17 protein-coding genes are annotated in these 17,424 nt (G+C 73.2%); 8 read left to right on the top strand and 9 right to left on the bottom strand.

All coding sequences use genetic code 11. The features are described from left to right. Positions 1-72: 72 nt before the first annotated feature. Positions 73-696 (bottom strand): LysE/ArgO family amino acid transporter, encoded by a 624-nt coding sequence (locus ACFU6K_RS09100; RefSeq protein WP_380661819.1) that lies wholly within the window; start codon positions 694-696, stop codon positions 73-75. Between the two features lie 69 nt (positions 697-765). Between ACFU6K_RS09100 and ACFU6K_RS09095 the strand changes: the two genes are divergently transcribed. After that, positions 766-1,683 (top strand): LysR family transcriptional regulator ArgP, encoded by a 918-nt coding sequence (locus tag ACFU6K_RS09095; protein WP_380661818.1) that lies wholly within the window; start codon positions 766-768, stop codon positions 1,681-1,683. A 26-nt stretch (positions 1,684-1,709) separates the two neighbouring features. On the opposite strand, the gene ACFU6K_RS09090 is transcribed toward ACFU6K_RS09095, so the two are convergent. Continuing rightward, positions 1,710-2,621 carry a hypothetical protein gene (locus ACFU6K_RS09090; protein ID WP_380661817.1) on the bottom strand — a complete coding sequence of 304 codons (912 nt, stop codon included), beginning with the start codon at positions 2,619-2,621 and terminating at the stop codon, positions 1,710-1,712. Positions 2,622-2,759: 138 nt separating this feature from the next. Here ACFU6K_RS09090 and ACFU6K_RS09085 point away from each other — a divergent pair, with 138 nt between their 5' ends. Further along, the gene (locus tag ACFU6K_RS09085) at positions 2,760-5,174 is read left to right on the top strand and encodes an ATP-binding protein (RefSeq protein ID WP_380661816.1); all 2,415 of its coding nucleotides are present in this window, start codon (positions 2,760-2,762) and stop codon (positions 5,172-5,174) included. A gap of 134 nt (positions 5,175-5,308) precedes the next feature. Here the strand turns inward: ACFU6K_RS09085 and ACFU6K_RS09080 are convergent, their stop codons facing one another. Continuing rightward, positions 5,309-5,707, bottom strand: coding sequence for a VOC family protein (locus ACFU6K_RS09080; protein ID WP_380661814.1), 399 nt, complete (start codon positions 5,705-5,707; stop codon positions 5,309-5,311). A gap of 152 nt (positions 5,708-5,859) precedes the next feature. Between ACFU6K_RS09080 and ACFU6K_RS09075 the strand changes: the two genes are divergently transcribed. Both ACFU6K_RS09075 and ACFU6K_RS09070 read left to right on the top strand, forming a co-directional pair. Then, the gene (locus ACFU6K_RS09075) at positions 5,860-6,855 is read left to right on the top strand and encodes a helix-turn-helix transcriptional regulator (protein WP_380661813.1); all 996 of its coding nucleotides are present in this window, start codon (positions 5,860-5,862) and stop codon (positions 6,853-6,855) included. A 140-nt stretch (positions 6,856-6,995) separates the two neighbouring features. After that, positions 6,996-7,493: a phosphoribosyltransferase gene (locus ACFU6K_RS09070; protein ID WP_380453808.1), complete on the top strand. Its 498-nt coding sequence runs from the start codon at positions 6,996-6,998 to the stop codon at positions 7,491-7,493. Between the two features lie 303 nt (positions 7,494-7,796). Here ACFU6K_RS09070 and ACFU6K_RS09065 read toward each other — a convergent pair whose 3' ends face one another. Together ACFU6K_RS09065 and ACFU6K_RS09060 are read right to left on the bottom strand one after the other, a co-directional pair. After that, complete coding sequence (locus tag ACFU6K_RS09065; protein ID WP_380661810.1) at positions 7,797-8,345, bottom strand: hypothetical protein; 549 nt, start codon at positions 8,343-8,345, stop codon at positions 7,797-7,799. A 175-nt stretch (positions 8,346-8,520) separates the two neighbouring features. Next, a complete protein-coding gene (locus tag ACFU6K_RS09060) occupies positions 8,521-9,114 on the bottom strand; it encodes a TetR/AcrR family transcriptional regulator (protein ID WP_380661809.1) in 594 nt (197 codons plus the stop codon). A 124-nt stretch (positions 9,115-9,238) separates the two neighbouring features. Between ACFU6K_RS09060 and ACFU6K_RS09055 the strand changes: the two genes are divergently transcribed. The 3 genes from ACFU6K_RS09055 to ACFU6K_RS09045 all read left to right on the top strand — a co-directional run bounded on the left by ACFU6K_RS09055 (position 9,239) and on the right by ACFU6K_RS09045 (position 12,954). Continuing rightward, a complete protein-coding gene (locus tag ACFU6K_RS09055) occupies positions 9,239-10,348 on the top strand; it encodes an FAD-dependent oxidoreductase (RefSeq protein ID WP_380661808.1) in 1,110 nt (369 codons plus the stop codon). Positions 10,349-10,641: 293 nt separating this feature from the next. Then, entirely contained in the window at positions 10,642-12,222 is a 1,581-nt protein-coding gene (locus ACFU6K_RS09050; RefSeq protein WP_380661806.1) for an alpha/beta fold hydrolase, read from the top strand. 69 nt (positions 12,223-12,291) lie between these two features. Beyond that, positions 12,292-12,954, top strand: coding sequence for a hypothetical protein (locus ACFU6K_RS09045; RefSeq protein WP_380661805.1), 663 nt, complete (start codon positions 12,292-12,294; stop codon positions 12,952-12,954). A 57-nt stretch (positions 12,955-13,011) separates the two neighbouring features. On the opposite strand, the gene ACFU6K_RS09040 is transcribed toward ACFU6K_RS09045, so the two are convergent. Beyond that, on the bottom strand, positions 13,012-13,914 hold the full coding sequence (locus ACFU6K_RS09040) for a helix-turn-helix transcriptional regulator (protein ID WP_380661803.1): 903 nt from the start codon (positions 13,912-13,914) through the stop codon (positions 13,012-13,014). Between the two features lie 117 nt (positions 13,915-14,031). Between ACFU6K_RS09040 and ACFU6K_RS09035 the strand changes: the two genes are divergently transcribed. Continuing rightward, entirely contained in the window at positions 14,032-15,096 is a 1,065-nt protein-coding gene (locus ACFU6K_RS09035) for an aldo/keto reductase (RefSeq protein WP_380661802.1), read from the top strand. 227 nt (positions 15,097-15,323) lie between these two features. Here the strand turns inward: ACFU6K_RS09035 and ACFU6K_RS09030 are convergent, their stop codons facing one another. From ACFU6K_RS09030 to ACFU6K_RS09020, 3 genes are all read right to left on the bottom strand, one after another. Then, positions 15,324-15,779, bottom strand: coding sequence for a hypothetical protein (locus ACFU6K_RS09030; RefSeq protein WP_380661801.1), 456 nt, complete (start codon positions 15,777-15,779; stop codon positions 15,324-15,326). Positions 15,780-15,984: 205 nt separating this feature from the next. Next, positions 15,985-16,590: an RICIN domain-containing protein gene (locus ACFU6K_RS09025; RefSeq protein WP_380661800.1), complete on the bottom strand. Its 606-nt coding sequence runs from the start codon at positions 16,588-16,590 to the stop codon at positions 15,985-15,987. Between the two features lie 3 nt (positions 16,591-16,593). Further along, entirely contained in the window at positions 16,594-17,235 is a 642-nt protein-coding gene (locus ACFU6K_RS09020) for a hypothetical protein (protein ID WP_380661798.1), read from the bottom strand. Positions 17,236-17,424 lie beyond the last annotated feature (189 nt).

Genomic DNA, 17,424 nt, shown 5'->3' with positions numbered 1-17,424 from the left:
GCATCCGGCCTCGTCGGGCCGGATGCCACCGCGGTCGACCACCCCGGCGGGGCTTGGTCGGGTCGGGGCGCGCTACGCCCCGGCGACGAGCATCCCGCCCATGGCCAGCATGGTCGCCGCGACCAGCCCGTCCAGCACCCGCCAGGCCTTCGGCCGGGACAGGACGCCGCTCAGCAGCCGGGCGCCGAAGCCCAGGGCGGCGAACCAGCACAGGCTGGCCAGGGTCGCGCCCGCGCCGAAGGCCCAGCGCAGGTCGCCGCGGTCGGAGGCGAGCGAGCCCAGCAGGAGCACGGTGTCGAGGTACACGTGCGGGTTCAGCCAGGTCATCGCCAGGCAGGTGAGGACCGCTCGCCGGACGGAGCCGGCCGCCGGTCCGCCTCCGGTGAGCGCGGCCGCCGGATCCGGGCGCAGCACCCGTCGGGCCGCCAGGAAGCCGTAGCAGAGCAGGAACGCCCCGCCGACCAGGCCCACCGCCGTCAGTGCCGCCGGCCAGGCCGTGACCACCGTGCCCACCCCCGTCACGCCGAGGGCGATCAGCGCCGCGTCCGAGACGGCGCAGATGGCGACGACGGCGAGGACGGCGTGCCTGCGGGCGCCCTGGCGCAGGACGAACGCGTTCTGGGCCCCGATGGCCACGATGAGGGAGAGTCCGGTACCGAAACCGGCGAGTGCGGCGGCGATGGTGCTGCTGGTCATGGGTCCGACCGTATGGACCGCGTATAGATGAGTACAGCTAAAGATTCTAAAGTAACCTTAGTCGTACTTATGGACGAGCTTCCCCTGGACCAGGTCCGGACCCTGCTCGCGGTGGTCGACGAGGGCACCTTCGACGCCGCGGCCGCCGCCCTGCACGTGACCCCCTCCGCCGTCAGTCAGCGCGTCAAGGCCCTGGAACAGCGCACCGGGCGGGTCCTGCTGCTGCGCACCAAGCCGGTACGGCCCACCGAGTCCGGCGAGGTGGTGGTCCGGTTCGCCCGCCAGCTGGCCCGGCTGGAACGCGACGCCCGCGCCGAACTGGGCCTGGCCGCCGAGCAGGGCCCGGCCCGGGTCCCGATCGCGGTCAACGCCGACTCCCTCGCGACCTGGTTCCTGCCCGCGCTCACCCGGGTGCCGCAGGACCCGCCGATCTGCTTCGAGCTCCACCGGGAGGACGAGGCCCACACCACCGCCCTGCTGCGCGAGGGCCAGGTGATGGCCGCCGTCACCTCCTCGCCCGACCCGGTGGCCGGCTGCACCGTTCGACGGCTCGGGCTGGCCCGCTACCTGGCCGTGGCCACACCGGAGTTCGCGGACCGTCATCTCACCGGGGACCTGGCCGAGGATCTGGGCCGGGCCCCCACCGTGGCCTTCGACCGGCGCGACGAGCTCCAGGACGAGTTCGTCCGGTCCCTCACCCGGGGGCGGTCGGGCGCCGGGCGGATCCGCCACCTGGTGCCCGCCTCGGACGGGTTCCGGGACGCGGTGGCCGCCGGTCTCGGCTGGGGCCTCGTGCCCGAACCTCAGGCCGAGGCGCTGCTGCGCTCCGGCCGGCTGGTGGAACTGGCACCCGCCCGGCCCATGGACGTCCCGCTGTACTGGCAGCAGTGGAAGCTGGATTCGCCCGCCCTGTCCACGGTCGCCGAGGTCGTCGCGGCGGCCGCCGCCGAGGCCCTGCTGCCTGGGCCCACCCGCCGCCGGCCGTAGACCGCCCGGGGCTCGGCCCGCCCTCGCTATCCTTCGTGTCCTTGGTCCTGCCCGCTCCGCAGGGCGGCGCCGTGGGCGAGCAGGAGGCTCAGCGCCGCGTAGTCCGATCCGGGGCGGCGGACGGGCACGAACACCTCCAGCCGGTCCCCTTCGGTCCGGTAGCCCGCCTTCGTCGCGCGCCCCGACAGGGCCCGGCTGCCGACGTGCGAGGCCAGGTCCCGGACGTCGAGCCGGACACCGTCCGCCGGGCGCGCGGAGACGAGCGCGATCCGGGACCAGGCGATCGGCGCGGGGAAGGGGGAGAGCGTCATCCCCTCGGCGGTGAAGGTCAAGGCGCCCCAGCGGAACGCGCCACCCGCGCCGAGCTCGTCCAGGAGGCGTTGCGCACGGGCCACGGCGACGGCCTGCGCCGCGTCCGAGACGAAGCGCGCGCCGGTGTCGGGGTGCACCTTCGTGATCATCCGCCAGAAGCCGCACTCCTCCTGGACCTTGATGTAGTCCAGGCCCCGGAGGCGGATCCGGCCGCCCGTGTGGGGGCGGATCACGGTCTTGAGCACGTCGTGCGAGTGCGCCGAGTTGAAGTGGACGGACACCCGGGTCGACTCGACGGAGGCGATGTCCTGCCACGCGTACCGCAGCGTGCGGCGCCCCGGCCGGCGCAGCTCGAAGCCGTGCTCGTACTCCCGGATCCGGATCCGGGCGTGCCGCACGCCCAGGGCGAGGCACCCCAGGGCCGCCACGGGCACCGCCCAGAACGCGAGTCGGAACGAGGAGTCCTCGTCGTAGTACTTGCCGACGAGGGAGCACAGCACGCCGAACACGATGAGGAGCACGACCAGCGCGGTCATCGGCCTGCGCGCGTAGGCCCCCTGGTAGGTCCACACCCGCTGCCCCAGCCGCCCGCTCCGCTCCGACCCCGTCGCCGTGCCTGCCGTCACCACACACCTCGCATAGCCGTCCGATACCGCGTCGTCGAGTCTCGGACGGGTTCGTGCGGGGGACAACGGGAGAACTACTCAATTCCCGCACGCCCGCGGTGCCGCTACCGTCACCGCGCGTCCGTAGGATGACCACCCATGGGAACGGGGGCAGCCGCGGGGACGTTCGCCGGCCTCGGCGGCCTCGACGCCGAACTGACACCGCTGATCGGGCGGCGGACGGAGACGGCGCGGATCGCCCGGCTGCTCTCCGGCGCGCGCCTGGTGACGCTCAGCGGACCCGGAGGCGTGGGCAAGACCCGGCTGGCGCTGCGCGTGGCGGCGGACGCGGAGCGCTCCGCCTTCCCCGACGGCGTGTACGTCGCCGAACTCGCCGACCTCCGGGACCCGGAGCTGCTCGCACCGAGCGTCCTCGGCACCCTCGACGTGGCGGATCCGGGGCACCCCGGCGCCGACGCGGCGGCCGTCCTCGCCGCCCGGCTGCGCGAGCGGCGCGCCCTGCTGGTCCTGGACAACTGCGAGCACCTGGTCGACGCGTGCGCCCGCCTCACCGACGCGTTGCTGCGGGCCGCGCCCGGACTGCGCGTCCTGGCGACGAGCCGGCAGCCGCTCGGCATCGCGGGCGAACAGGTCTTCCCCGTGGAGCCGTTGCCGGTGCCGGACGCGTGGGCGGGGCACGGCCTGCGCGACCTGAGCGGCAATCCGGCCGTCGCGCTGTTCGTCGACCGGGCGGCCGCCGTGCTGCCCGGCTTCACCCTGACCAGGCCGGACGCCGCCGCCGTCGCCGAACTCGTCCGCCGCCTGGACGGGCTGCCCTTCGCGATCGAACTGGCCGCCGCCCGCATCCGGAGCCTGACGCCGCAGGAGATCCTGGAGCGGCTCTCGGACCGGTTCGCGCTGCTCACCGGGGGGAGCAGCGTCGCCGCCGACCGGCAGCGCACCCTGCGCGCGTTGATCGACTGGAGCCACGAACTGTGCACGGGGCGCGAGCGGTTGCTGTGGGCGCGGGCCTCGGTGTTCCGCGGCGGCTTCGATCTGGAGAGCCTCGAACGGGTCTGCGCGGACGTCGAACTGCCGCCCGCCGCCCTGCTCGACGCCCTCGACGGCCTGGTGGCCCGGTCGATCGTCAACTGCCGCCACGTACAGGGACGTTCGCACTACCACATGCTGGAGACGGTACGGGAGTACGGGCACGAGCGGCTGGCCGCGTCCGGCTCGCTCGACGCCCTGCGCGGGCGTCACCGGGACCGGTACGCCGAACTGACCGCACGCGCCGGGCGGGAGTGGTTCGGGCCCCGGCAGGTCGACTGGTTCACGCGTCTTCGCCTGGACCACCCGAACCTGCGCGCGGCCCTGGGGTTCTGCCTGGAGCGGCCCGGGCAGGCGCGGGCCGGTCTGGCCCTGGCCGTGTCGCCCCGGCACTACTGGATGACCGCGGGCCTGCTGTCCGAGGGTCGCCACTGGCTGTCGCAACTGCTCGCCGCCGACCACGCGCGGGAGGGCGGTGACAGCGACGGCGACGGTGACGATGACGGCGCAGCGGGCCCGGACGCCGCCGTCCGCGTCCAGGCCCGGGTCACCGACACGTACCTGCGCATCCTGCAGGGCGACCCCGACGCCGACGTGCGGCAGGCGCTCGCCGCGTGCGAGGCGGCGGCCGAACAGGGCGGCCACCGGCGGGAGTCGGCGTGGGTGTGGCACCACCACGGGATCCTCGCCGTCTGGCGCGAGGACTACGCGGGCGCCGTCGACCTGTTCGCGCGGGCGCGCACCGAGTTCCACGCGCTGGGCTGCCTCGACGCGGCCCTCGAATGCCGGGTCAAGTTCGCCATCGCGCACGCCTGCGGAGGCGAGACCGCCGTGGCCGAGGAGGCGTGCGGCGAGGTCGAGGCGGCCGCCCGCGCGCACGGCGAGTCATGGCTGCACGGCATGGCCCTGCTCGCCCGCGCCCTGCTGGCCCTGCGCGCGGACGCACCCGCCGACGCGACCGCGCACGCCAGGGCGGCCATCGCCCGGCTGCGCCCGTTCCAGGACTGGTGGGACGTGGCCATGTGCGTGGAGGTCATCGCCTGGAGCACCCGGGACGACCCGCGGCGCGCGGCCCGGCTCCTGGGCGTACTGCACCTGCTGTGGGAGTCGCTGGGCGGGCGGCTCGGCGCGGCGCCGTTCATGCGCGCGCAGCACCTGCGCCTGGACGCCGCGGTACGGGAGGCGCTGGGCGCGGCCGCCTTCGACCGGGAGTTCCGCCGCGGAGCGCGCGCCACCGTGGACGAGGCGATGGCCCACGTCCTCGACGACCCGGCCGGGGTACCGGGGCTGACGAAGCGCGAGAGCCAGGTCGCGGAACTGGTCGCCGAAGGCCTCACCAACAAGGACATCGCGGCGCGCCTCACGATCGCGCAGCGGACCGCGGAGAACCACGTCGAACGCATCCTGGGCAAGCTGGGGCTCGCCTCGCGCACGCAGTTGGCGGTGTGGACGTACGAGCAGCGAGGCGGTCCCGCCCGGGGCCCACGACGCCCGGGGCCGACGGTGCGGTCGCCGGTGGACTGAGCCGCCGGACCGAACGGCGCTCAGCCGCGCACGTGCAGCCCGAAACCCGTGCGACCCGCGGGCGCCGAAGGCGTAGCGGAGGTGCCCCGGCGGTTGGGCGCCCCGGCGGCCGGGCGGCGTGGCGGGGCGCCCCGTCAGCGGGTGAACTTCGCGATGGCCGCCGGGGTGACGGGAGTGAAGAAGTTGACGAGGTTGCCGTCGGGGTCGCGGAGCAGCAGGGAGCGGTTGCCCCAGGGCATCGTGGTGGGCTCGGTGACGAAGTCCGCGACGAACCTGGCCAGGTCGCGGTGGACGCGGTCCACGTCGTCGACGAGGAACTCGGTGATGACGCTCTGGTTGGCGGCCGGGCGGGCGGAGCCCGGGGCGAACAGCGGGACGGTGCGGGTGCTCGCGATCGCGAGGGTGGCGCCCGGGGTCCGGAGCTCGGCGAAGTCCTCGGTGGCCCACTGCGCCCGCACCTGGGTGGCGCGCTCGTAGAACTCGACCAGGCGTGCGACGTCGCCGGTGATGACGCGGATCGAAACGAAGTCCATGGTGTCCTCCTGGGGTGGGGGCCGGAGCCGGCCGCGGTCGCGCGGCCGCACGGTCGTACGGCTGGGTGGTCGTGCGGCTGAGCGGTGGTGCGCTCCGCAGACTAGGAGGAATAGTGGACAGAACCTGTCCACTATCCGCCTAGGCTGTGGTCATGTCCCGACCCACCGGCCGTGTGCTGACCCTCCTGGAACTGCTGCAGTCGGGCGGTACCCGGACGCTGGCCGAACTGGCCGACCGCCTCGGCGTCGACGGGCGCACCGTGCGGCGCTACGTGGACCACCTGATCGACCTCGACGTGCCCGTGGAGTCCGTGCGCGGCCGGTACGGCGGCTACCGGATCTCCCCGGGCTACCGCCTTCCCCCGCTCATGCTCGGCGAGGACGAGGCGCTGGCCGTGCTGCTCGGACTGCTCGCCGGGCGCCGGACGGGACTGGCGACGGCCGAGCGCACCGCGGGCGAGACCGCGGCGGCCAAGATCCGACGGGTGCTGCCCCGGCACGTCGCGGCCCGGCTCGACGCGCTCCTGGACGCCCTCTCCTTCACGGACGGCTCCGGCGGGGACGCCGCCCCGGACGCCGGGGTCCTGCTCACCCTCGCCGACGCGGTGCGCCACCGCCGACCGGTCTCCCTCAGGTACACCGACCGCGACGGCCGGCCCAGCGAACGCACGCTGCACCCGTACGGGATCGTCGCCCACGCGAACCGCTGGTACGTCACGGGCGCGGACCCCGGGATCGGCGAGGACCGGACGTTCCGGCTCGACCGCGTCACGGACGCGAGGGCCCTGCCCGGCTCGTTCGACGCACCCGCCGGCCCCGACCCGGCCGAGCGCCTGCTGTCGGGCTTCGCCACGGCCGACTACCGGCACGAGGTGACGCTGCGCATCCACGGGACGGCCGAGCAGATCCGCGCCCACCTGCCCGCCGGCGTCGCGACACTGGAGGACCACGATCCGGCGCCGACACCGGACGGCGGCCCGACCGCCGAACGCTGGCTGCGCGTCGAGCTACGGGCGGAGCGCCTCGACTGGCTGCCGCCGCTCCTCGCCGCGATCGACCGGCCCTTCGTCATCGAGCGCCCGGAGGAACTGCGCACCCTCGTCACCGCCCTCGCCGACCGCCTGGCCTCCCACGCCCGCCGGACCTGACGGCACCCGCCAGGCTCCCCGCGGGCCGGTCGCCGTGCCCGGGGAACCGGAGCGCTCGGCCGACGTGTGAAGCACCACACTTCGGGCCCAGAGCGTGCCGGAACTCGCGGCGCGGCCGACGGCCAAGGACACTGATCGTCGTGACTGATGTACGTGAGACCCTGGATTACCAGACCTTCGGGCGGGCGGTGCGCGAACTCGCGCAGACGATCGCCGACGACGGCTACGAGCCCGACCTCGTCCTGAGCATCGCCCGCGGCGGGGTGTTCGTGGCGGGCGGTCTGGCGTACGCGCTGGACTGCAAGAACATCCACCTGGTGAACGTCGAGTTCTACACGGGCGTGGGCACCACCCTCGAGATGCCCGTCATGCTGGCGCCCGTTCCCGCCGCGATCGACTTCACCGACAAGAAGGTCCTGATCACCGACGACGTCGCCGACACGGGCAAGACCCTGCGGCTCGTGCACGACTTCTGCCTCGACCACGTCGCCGAGGTCCGGTCCGCCGTCATCTACGAGAAGTCGCACTCCCTGGTGAAGTGCGAGTACGTGTGGAAGAGGACCGACGACTGGATCGAGTTCCCGTGGTCGACGGAAGGACCGGTCGTCAGGCGCGAAGGCCAGGTGCTCGACGCCTGACCGGAGGCAGGTCCGCGCTCCGGCCGGACCCCCCGGGCGAGCATGGCGGGTGCCCCCTGCCGAGCAGAGGGAATCGGAAGGGTTGGCACCTGTCACTCCTTCGGGGAGTGGAGCTGGCGCGCGCGGGCAGGGGTGCGGCAGCATCGGGGCGGGAGCCCGGTCCTGGCAGGACCGGGGGTGGTTGAGGAGCGGGTGCCCGTCGTGGTGACGCGGGCACCCGCTTGGCGGTGTCCTCGCCGATACCGGTGCTCGCTGCTGGTACCGGTGCTCGCACCGCCCGCCCGATGCGTGACGACCGACGACCTACACCTCGTCATCCCGGTCGTCGTCCCGCGGCGTCTCGCCGAACCGCTCCTGCGCCTCCGCCGGCCCACAGCCGAAGGCGCGGCCGATGTACTCCCAGGTCATCAGGTTGTGGTGGGCCCTGCGGCCGGCCAGCAGCGCGGTCGAAGCGGCGGCGCGCTCGAACCGGCCGGCCGCACGGGCGGCGGCGTACGGCCTGCTCTCCGTCAGGTCGCAGATCCGGTCCACCAGCGCCGCGATCAAGTCCTCGACCTCGCGAGGCACCAGCCCCTCGGTCAGGTCGACGTGCGACTCCCAGTCCGCGAACGGCCCGGTGGCCTCGCCCACCGCCTCGGTCGCCGCGTCGTCGCCGAAGTCCAACAGGTGCTTCCGCTCGCCCCGCCAGCCGCAGCTGCAACCAGCGCGCACCGCGGTGGCCCGAGGACCGTCCGCACCGTTGTAGAGCCACCAGGTGGTGCGCCCGTCCGGCAACGGCGCCGGCTCGCTGCCGTCCGCCAACACCGCCGCCGGGAAACCCCGGTGGCGTTTGCTCTCGTCAACCCATGGCATGCCGTGTCCCTCGCGTCCCTGGAGTACAGCACCAGGGTTCTCAGCCCGTGGCGCAGTGTCAAGGCTTCGCGACAATCGGTGCGATCCGCGGATCAAGGGGACCGCAGCCGGGAGCACGCACCGCGGCCGGGAGCACGCAGCGTCTGCGCGCGCATCGGGGCTCTCGCGGACCGGGTCAGCTGCTCGGACGGGAGGCCGCCCAGCCGTGTTCGAGCAGGGCGAAGGCCTCGTCGGCAGCCCGGCGCGGTTCGGGGTGCTGCAGGATCAGGCTGCGGGCCGCCAAGGCGAACCGGGCCAGGGCGGCGCAGCTGACGTCGTCCTCGGGCGCGTCCACGGCCTGCGCGATGGCCCGCGCCAGGGCCGTTTCGTGGCGGGTCCACATCCGTTGGGAGTAGTCGCGCAGCGCGGGGGTCTCCTGCACCAGGCGGGTGAAGTCGGCGAACCGGGGGTCGGCGGCGTGGATGGCGAACCGGGTCTGGTTCAGCAGCAGGTGCTCGCGCAGCGCCTGTGGGACCGACCGGCCCGGGGGCCGTTCGCGCACGGCGGCGACGAGGGCCGCTTCCAGGTCGTCGTCCTGGTCGAAGACCAGCGCCTCCTTGCTGGTGAAGTGCTTGAACAGGGTGGTCACCGAGACGTCCGCGGCGTCGGCGACGTCCTTGACACCGACCTGGTCGTAGCCGCGTTCGAGGAAGAGTTCGAGTGCGGCGTCGGCCAGGGACTGGCGGGTCTGGGCCTTCTTGCGCTCGCGGCGCCCAATCGCTTCGGTCACCCGACCACCATAGCCCGAAGTGCATCCACTCTGAAAGTGTAGTCATTGCACTTATTTAGCGAGTGTGCTTTCTTGGTGATGCCGGGCCGCCCGGCGATCCACCCATCACCGGAAGGACAGACCCATGCCCTCTGCCTGTGCCCCCCGCATCGCGATCGTCGGCGCCGGCCCCGGCGGCTTGACCTGCGCCCGGATCCTGCGGCAACACGGCCACGCCGTCACGGTGTTCGAAGGTGAAGCCAACGCCGACGCCCGCCCGCAGGGCGGCTCCCTCGACCTGCACGCCGACACCGGCCAGGCCGCCCTGCGGTCGGCGGGCCTGCTCGACCGGTTCCATGCCCTCGCCCGCCCCGAGGGCGACGAGTGGCGGGTGCTCGACCACGCCACCGGTGCCCTCCTCGCGCAGCGGGGGCCGACCGAAGGCGGGGGCCGACCGGAGATCGACCGCGGCCAACTGCGCGGCCTGCTGCTGGACTCGCTCGCCCCGGACACGGTGCGGTGGGACCGTGCCGTCACCGGGGTCACCCCGCTGGCGGGCGGCACGTGCCGGCTGCTCCTGGGCGACGGTACGTCCGAGGAGTTCGACCTGGTGGTCGGTGCCGACGGTGCCTGGTCGCGGGTCCGCCCGGCGCTGTCACCCGCCGTACCCCACTACACCGGAGTCACCTTCGTCGAGACCGGCTTCGACCAGTGCGACACCCGCCACCCCGAACTCGCCCGGCTGGTCGGCAACGGATCGCTGCTGGCGAAGGGCGTCGGCCGGACCCTGGTCGCCCAGCGCAACAGCAACGGTCACATCCGCGGCTACCTCGCGCTGCGCGAGCCGCAGGACTGGCACGCGGCCGCCGGACTCGACCTCGACGACCAACGGGCCGTGCGGGAGCACCTGTTGGGGATGTTCGACGGCTGGGACGACAGCCTGCTGCGGATCCTGCGCGACAGCGATCACGGCTTCGTCAACCGGCCCCTGCACGTGCTGCCCGCCCCGCATGCCTGGGCGCACGTGCCGGGAGTGACGCTGCTCGGCGATGCCGCACACCTGATGCCCCCGGTCGGGCTGGGCGCCAACCTCGCCATGCTCGACGGCGCCGACCTCGCCCACGCCCTCGTCGCCGAATCCAGCGTCGGCGACGCCGTCCGCGCCTACGAGCGCGTCATGCTGCCCCGCTCGATCAAGGCGGCGACGGGAAGTGCCCAGGGCCTCGACCACCTCGTTCCCGCGACGGCCTGCTGAGTCGACTCCACCACCCCTCGACGATGCCGAAGGCGCGAGGCCGTCCAGCGGATCGACTCCTACGGACCCCTCGACGCGTTCCGGTACCGCGCCCGCCCCGCGGAAGGTACGGGCGGGATGGTATGGGCGGGGTGGTACGCCGGGCGTATGCCGAAGGCCCGCCCTGCTGCGTCTGACGTACCGCCAGTTCGTGTCGCAGGGCGATGCCTTCGGAGCAGGTGCGTTGAGAGGCTCGACCGGCACGGCCCGGACGTCCTCCGGGCCGGACGCGTCCGTCACCCTCCTGGAGCAGCATGACCATCACCGGCACCACCGTCCGCCGCGCCTCGGCGGCGGGCCTCGTCCTCGCCACGGGCCTCGCCACCTGCCTGGCCGCCGCACCCGCCGCCCTCGCCGCGACGCCGGCCGCCGCCGTCGACGCGGCCCCTGCCGCCGGACTCGGCCGCTACTACCAGCAGCACCTGGACTGGCACGGCTGCGCCCGGGACGGGGGCGACCGGACGGGCCGCGCCCTCGACGCCGCGGGCGCGCGATGCGCGGACGTGACCGTACCCCTCGACTACGGCGACCCCGGCGGCAGGACCATCACCGTCGCCGTATCCCGCCTGAAGGCCACCGACACCCGCCGCCGGATCGGCTCCCTCCTGGTCAACCCCGGAGGCCCGGGCGGCCCAGGCCTCGGCATCGGGCTCACCGTGCGCCCCGTGATGAAGGAGACCGGCGCCCGCTACGACGTGATCGGCATGGACCCGCGCTTCACCGGCCGCAGCACCCCCCTGGACTGCGGCCTGTCCTCCGGACCCGGCCTGCTGTCGGCCGGGCCCGACCGGGCCGGCTTCGACCGCCAGACCGCCCGGGCCAGAGACGTCGCGGACCGCTGCCGGGCCACCAACGCCGCCGTCCTGCCGCACGTCACGACACGCAACACCGCCCGCGACATCGACGTCGTGCGCGGCGCGCTCGGCGAACGGAGGATCTCCTACCTGGGCTACTCCTACGGCACCTACCTGGGCACGGCCTACACCCAGATGTTCCCCACCCGCTACGACCGGGTGGTCCTCGACAGCGCCCTGGACCCCGACCGCTACAACCCCCGCCTCATGCAGGGAACCGAGGCCGAGAACGAGAAGGCGTACGACGACTGGGCCGACTGGACCGCCGCACGCGACAGCACCTACGGCCTCGGCCGCACCCGCGAGGAGGTACGCGCCACCGTCGACGGCGTCATCGCCGCCTCCTCCCGCGAACCGCTCACCGTGGGCACCGCCCCCGACACCTTCCGCCTCGACGACAGCCAGGTCCCCGCCCTGCTCTTCACGGGGATGGCCGACGACACCGACCCGGCGCGCGCCTCCCTGGCCGAGCAGGTATCCCTGCTCGCCCGGGCCGCCCAGGGCCACCCCTCCACCCTGCCGCCCGCCTTCACCGACCTCCTGCGCTCCGTGTTCACCCCCGCCGGCTCCACCACCGCCAGCGCCCAGACCGCGATCCTGTGCGGAGACGCACCCGCCCCGCGCGACCCCGAGACGTACTGGAGCGACATCGAACGAGCCCGCGCCGCCCACCCGCTGTTCGCCCCGCTGACCGAGAACATCACCCCCTGCGCCTTCTGGGACCGCCCTCGCGAAGCCCCCGTCCGGGTCCGCCACGACACCCCGGCCCTGATCGTCGCCTCCACCGGCGACCCCCGCGTCCCCTACACCCGCAGCACCGCCCTGCACGACCGCCTCCCCAGCTCCCGCCTGCTCACCCTCGCGGGCGCCAACCAGCACGCCAACTACGGCGTCCACGGCAACTCCTGCATCGACACCACCGTCAACGCCTACCTCGCCACCGGACACCTCCCCGCCCGCGACCGCAGCTGCACCGCGTAGGCCTACTCAGGGGCCCTTGAGTACGTCCGCTCATGCGTTCCGACCAGCTGTTTCCCTAGCGTGACCCGCATGGACACGAACGCGGCTCCCGCCTTTCCCCGGCCCTCCGACAACTCGCGCTGGGCCACCGTCCTCGGGGTCGTACTGGCAGTCCTCACCGCCCTGGTCGTCCTGGGAGCCATGGCGCTGGCCAAGTTCGAGGACTCCCTGACCCAGCACGGGTACGTCAAAGGCCCCGGAACCGTGGTCGAGCCCCTGCGCGCCGGCGGGACCGCCCGCTACGACGACGGCCTGAGGATCACCGTGGGCCCGCCCCACCGGGAACCCGACGGCAGCTACAGCTTCACGATCACCTACGACAACGGCACGGGCGAGGAACTGCGCCCGGGCGGGACGTCCCCCGACACCGGCGTCGGCACGACCGGTGGTGCCGCCCCTGTCGTCGTCCGGGCGGGGAAGGCCCTCGACTCCGGCCTGCCGTCCACCCCTTCCGCCTTCGGTGCCGGCCCCGGCTCCGCTCCCGTCCCTACTCCCGTTCCTGCTCCCGGCATGACCGTCCTGGACCTGGCCGCGACCGTCACCGCCCTCACACCGCCCCTCGGCACGGAGCAGAAGCGCACCGTGCCGGTGCGGGTGAAGCCCGACAGGGCGGGAGGCCCGGTCACGGTGGAGGTCGCCCCGAAGTCGCCGGGGTTCCGCGACACCGCGTACTGGCAGTTCGACCTCGGCTGACCGGCCGACCCCGCGCACGGGTGCCGTCTCTGTCGCCCCGTGGTGAGCGGCCGGCGGTCAGGGCCTGGGCGAGGAGCCGGACGCGTGCGAGAGTCCGTCAGGCCCCTTCCGCGGCCCGGCGGCAGCGGCGCGCAGCCGGTCCAGGGCCGCCTGGCTCTCCGCGTCCGCCGCCCGGTAGATCACCAGCAGCTGGTCCGGGTCCTGGATCGGCCTGAGGGTCTCGAACTGCACGGTGAGGACGCCGGCCTCGGGGTGTCGCAGCGCCTTGTGGCCGCGGCCGTTGACCCGGACGTCCCGCTCCGCCCACAGGCGCGCGAACTCCTCGTCACCGGCGGTGAGTTCGGCGATGAGGCCGCTCAGGGCCCGGTCTTCCGGGTGGGCGGCCCACGCGGCGCGCAGATGGGCGATCCCCTCCCGCACCACGCGTTCGCGGTCGAGGTACGACTCCCGCACCCGCGGGTGCATGAGGCACAGCCACATCGCGTTGCGCTGCGAGGCCGGCAGGGCGTCGAAGTCCACCAGCAGCCCCGCCATCTCGGCGTTCCAGGCCAGGATGTCGTAGCGGTGGTTCAGGAGCATGGCGGGCAGGGGTGCGAGGTCGGCGACCAGCCGGGCCAGCGGCGGCGCGGCGGCGGTGGCGGGCTGGTCGGCGCCGGGGGGCCGCCGCAGAGCCAGGTCGAAGAGGTAGGCGCGCTCGTCGGGGGCCAGGCGTAGCGCCCGGGCCAGGGCCTGGAGCACGTCGGGGGAGGGGCGCAGCCCGCGGGCCTGTTCCAGCCGGACGACGTAGTCGACGCTGACCCCGGCCAGTTCGGCGACCTCCTCGCGGCGCAGCCCGGGGGTGCGGCGGTTTCGGCGGTGCGTCGGCAGGTTGAAGTCCCGGGGGTCGAGGCGTTCGCGCCGGGTACGCAGGAACGCGGCCAGCTCCTGGGTCTGGGTCCTGTCCACCGTGGAGGTCGTCATGACCGGCGCAACAGCCAGGGTAGGACCGGTGTTCCCAGGAAGTCCCCTCCCTTATCCGCGCCCCGCCGCCGCCGCAGACTCGTTGCCGACGACGGATCACGAACACGGGAGCTCACCATGGCACTCACCCTCGACAGCTACCGGCTGCTGGGCCGCTCCGGACTGCGGGTCTCACCGCTCGCACTGGGCACGGCCACCTTCGGCACCGAGTTCGGCTGGGGCGCGGAGAAGCACGAGGCGCGCAGGCTGTTCGACGCCTACGTCGAGCGCGGCGGCAACTTCATCGACACCGCGAGCACGTACACCGACGGCAGTTCCGAACGCCAGCTGGGCGAGTTCACCCGGGGCGGCCGCGAGGGCCTGGTGTTGGCGACGAAGTACACGACGCTGCGCCGGCCGGGCGACCCGAACTCCGCGGGGAGCCACCGCAAGAGCATGTTCGCCTCGGTGGAGTCCAGTCTGCGGCGGCTGAACACGGACTACCTCGACCTGCTGTACCTGCACGTGTGGGACTTCACGACGCCGGTCGAGGAGATCCTGCGCGCCATGGACGACCTCGTCCGGCAGGGCAAGGTCCTGTACGTGGCGGTCTCCAACGTCCCGGCCTGGGAGGTCTCGCGCATGCAGGCGGTCGCCGACCTGCGCGGCTGGTCCCCGCTGGTCGCCCTGCAGATCGAGTACAACCTCCTCAACCGGGCGGCGGAACGCGATCTCGTCCCGATGGCACGGGAGATGGGCCTGGGCGTGCTGCCGTACTCCCCGCTGGCGGGCGGCCTGCTCACCGGCACGTACGGCCGCGCCGACCTGACCGCGCCGGCCGCCGGCCCCGGGGAAGGCACCCGGAGGAGCTACAACGCCGGGCTGGGCATGGTCACCGAACGCGCCCTCGCCGTCGCCGAGGTGGTGAAGGAGGTCGCCGCCGAACTGGGCCGCACACCCGCGCAGGTCGCGCTCGCCTGGACACTGCGCAGGCCGGGCGTGACGGCGCCGGTCCTCGGCGCCCGCACACTCGAACAGCTGGAGGACAACCTGGGCGCCCTAGAGGTCGAGCTCAGCGCCGCCCAGTCGGACCGCCTCGACGAGGCCGGCCGGATCGACCTCGGCTACCCGCACGACCTGCTGGCCGGCCCCCACATCCGCAAGGTCACCCAGGGCGACCTGAGGATCGACCCCCGGAGCTGAGGCCCGCCGGCTTCCCAAGGGTGCTGCTGCCGCCCCGCCGTCCTGATCCCCGCACCGGGACGAGTGGGGCGGCGGCTTCGCGGGCGGGCGCACGCCCCGCAGTCGGTGTACGCCGTCGGTGCCTGCCCCGCCCGCCACCAAGACCTCCTCAGCCACAGCCGGACGCTTGGCTCACGGCCGGCGTCCGGGCAGCGTCGGACATCCCACACAGACCCCGGAGAGCGGTCTCACCGACTCCACGGCTGCAGGACGCTCCAGGCGCCGCCGGCTGCCTCGAAGACCAGTGCCGACCCCTCGAAGACCTCCTCGGAACCCGCCGGCCGCAGAGCGCCGAAACGCTCGGCGCAGAGATCCACCTGCAACAGTCCATCGAAGCGCGTGAACTGCGGTGGGTCGTAGAGCACCCAGCTGAACCCCACGCTCTCGTCGATGCGAAACCGCCGCACGTCCACGAGATCCAGGCACACGGGCTCCCAGCGCAGCTCATCGCTGACAACCCTGGCATCGATCACAAGCCTGACGACCCGTCCTCGTACCGCCCGGGCACCGTACTCCTGATCAAGGATGACGCGACGGAGGCAGGAGTCACCGAACTCATAACGCGTCAGCAGAGACGCGATCCCGTCCTCGTCCAAGGGATACGGCCCAAGCCTTCGCTCCGGAACTCGCGCGGTGAACTCCACTGTCCTCCTTCATCGGTGCCGCAAGCATAGGAGCGAGCCCTGCCCCGGCCTCATCGGGCCTCGAAACGTCCCTCATTGCGGACGGGCCCGTAGGTGCCGCAGAGCCCGCAGGCGCAGCGGCCCCACCGGGGAGCGGCAGCCGGTGGGGGCCTTCCGGCCGCTTTCCGCTGCCGGAAGGCCCCCCACGGACGCTCGGGGCGGGTGCCTACCAGACCTTGTGGAGCTCGAACAGGTCGGCCTTGAAGGAGCCCTGGGTGACATGGGATCCGGAGTTGGAGCCGTCCACGGAGAGCCAGCGGTTGCTGTGCTTGGCCATGATCGACTTCAGGTCGGTGCCCGGCACCGGCTGGATGAAGAAGATCTCGCTCTGCGAGTAGTTGCAGGGCTCGTCGATCAGCCAGTTGCCGTCGTCGGTCATGGCCCGGTCGATGCCGAGGCACCAGTGGCGCGCATGGTCCATCAGCTTGTAGTACTTGCCGTCGGTCCGGGTCGGATTGTTCTCGCCGCACAGGGTCCACTGCTGGTGGGCGGCGTTCTGCCACGGCTCCTGGACGATCGAGCCGTTGTCCCACGACGCCTGGGACCAGCCGAGCACCATCCGGTCGCTCGCGTAGGTGTACGGGGTGAAGATGCGGTACCCGCCGCTCTCGCAGGTGAAGCCGTCCATCGGATTCGCCGCGTGCGCGGCCGGTGCTGCGACCGTCAGCAGCGAACCGGCGAAGGCGACGCTGCCGAGCACGGCTCCGAGTCGGTGGGTGGAGCGCTTGCCGGACTTCACCATGTTCTTCCCTCCTGGGTAGGACGCGGTCACGGGTCAGTGCTTGCAGAGTTCGAGGCGGGCCGCCTCGCGGACGGTCCCGGCCGGCTCGGGGTACGAGCAGAGCACCACGCCCTCGCTCGCCGCCCCGTACGTCGTGTAGTAGCCCGTGCCGTTCGGGTTGGCCTTGATCCAGTACCCGGTGCCCTGGCCCGAGCGGGCGCACAGGTAGCGGGTCCACTCGCCGTCGACGCGCAGGAACCCGCGGAAGATCCCGTAGTTGCCCGGCGCGTTGATGTTCACCGTCCGGGAGGTGTCCGTGGTCCGGGTGTTGGCCCGGCTGGTCTCGACCTGGAAGCCGGTCTTGAGGCCGACCTGGCCCAGGGCGGAGCTGTAGCTGAGGTTGAAATCGGCACTGTTGTTGATCTTGGTGGTGATCATCGCCACCTGGGTGAGCCGTTGCTGCTGCTGCCCCGTCGTCCCGGGGACGACGTTGAAGGACGTGAACTCGGTGACCACCGGGGTGACGGTGGCCGTCACGATGTCGTCCCAGACCTGCTCGATCTCGGGGTTGCAGGTGGCGCGCGGCGGTGCGTCGGCCTGCGCGGGGGCGGCGGTGAGGCCCAATCCGGCGACGGCGAAGAGGGCGGCGAACCCCGAGGTGAAGACGGTCCGTCGGCGCCTGGGTGATGTTGTCATGAGGAGATCCCTCCGGTAGGGGGAACGGTTCCGGTCCGACCACCCGGAAGCCTCGCGCGCGGCCTGACGCCCTGTCCATCCGAGATATCTAGGGGGGTCCTGCGCACACGATGGTTTTCGGCCGGGCGGGACCCGGCCGACCAGCGGGACGGCATCGAGGATCGGCAGGGGCGGCAGCGGGTCCCGGGC

This window comes from Kitasatospora sp. NPDC057512 (assembly GCF_042802135.1).
Taxonomy (GTDB): Bacteria; Actinomycetota; Actinomycetes; order Streptomycetales; family Streptomycetaceae; genus Kitasatospora.
Note: the sequence above shows the minus strand (reverse complement) of the source record. Positions and strands in the feature narration are given on the sequence as shown.

Bases quoted from the DNA above. Each gene is read 5' to 3' on its own strand.
- ACFU6K_RS09095 (WP_380661818.1), top strand. From the start codon at position 766: ATGGACGAGCTTCCCCTGGACCAGGTCCGGACCCTGCTCGCGGTGGTC.
- ACFU6K_RS09080 (WP_380661814.1), bottom strand. From the start codon at position 5,707: ATGGACTTCGTTTCGATCCGCGTCATCACCGGCGACGTCGCACGCCTG.
- ACFU6K_RS09085 (WP_380661816.1), top strand. From the start codon at position 2,760: ATGGGAACGGGGGCAGCCGCGGGGACGTTCGCCGGCCTCGGCGGCCTC.
- ACFU6K_RS09055 (WP_380661808.1), top strand. From the start codon at position 9,239: ATGCCCTCTGCCTGTGCCCCCCGCATCGCGATCGTCGGCGCCGGCCCC.
- ACFU6K_RS09020 (WP_380661798.1), bottom strand. From the start codon at position 17,235: ATGACAACATCACCCAGGCGCCGACGGACCGTCTTCACCTCGGGGTTC.
- ACFU6K_RS09100 (WP_380661819.1), bottom strand. From the start codon at position 696: ATGACCAGCAGCACCATCGCCGCCGCACTCGCCGGTTTCGGTACCGGA.
- ACFU6K_RS09075 (WP_380661813.1), top strand. From the start codon at position 5,860: ATGTCCCGACCCACCGGCCGTGTGCTGACCCTCCTGGAACTGCTGCAG.
- ACFU6K_RS09050 (WP_380661806.1), top strand. From the start codon at position 10,642: ATGACCATCACCGGCACCACCGTCCGCCGCGCCTCGGCGGCGGGCCTC.
- ACFU6K_RS09045 (WP_380661805.1), top strand. From the start codon at position 12,292: ATGGACACGAACGCGGCTCCCGCCTTTCCCCGGCCCTCCGACAACTCG.
- ACFU6K_RS09035 (WP_380661802.1), top strand. From the start codon at position 14,032: ATGGCACTCACCCTCGACAGCTACCGGCTGCTGGGCCGCTCCGGACTG.
- ACFU6K_RS09040 (WP_380661803.1), bottom strand. From the start codon at position 13,914: ATGACGACCTCCACGGTGGACAGGACCCAGACCCAGGAGCTGGCCGCG.
- ACFU6K_RS09065 (WP_380661810.1), bottom strand. From the start codon at position 8,345: ATGCCATGGGTTGACGAGAGCAAACGCCACCGGGGTTTCCCGGCGGCG.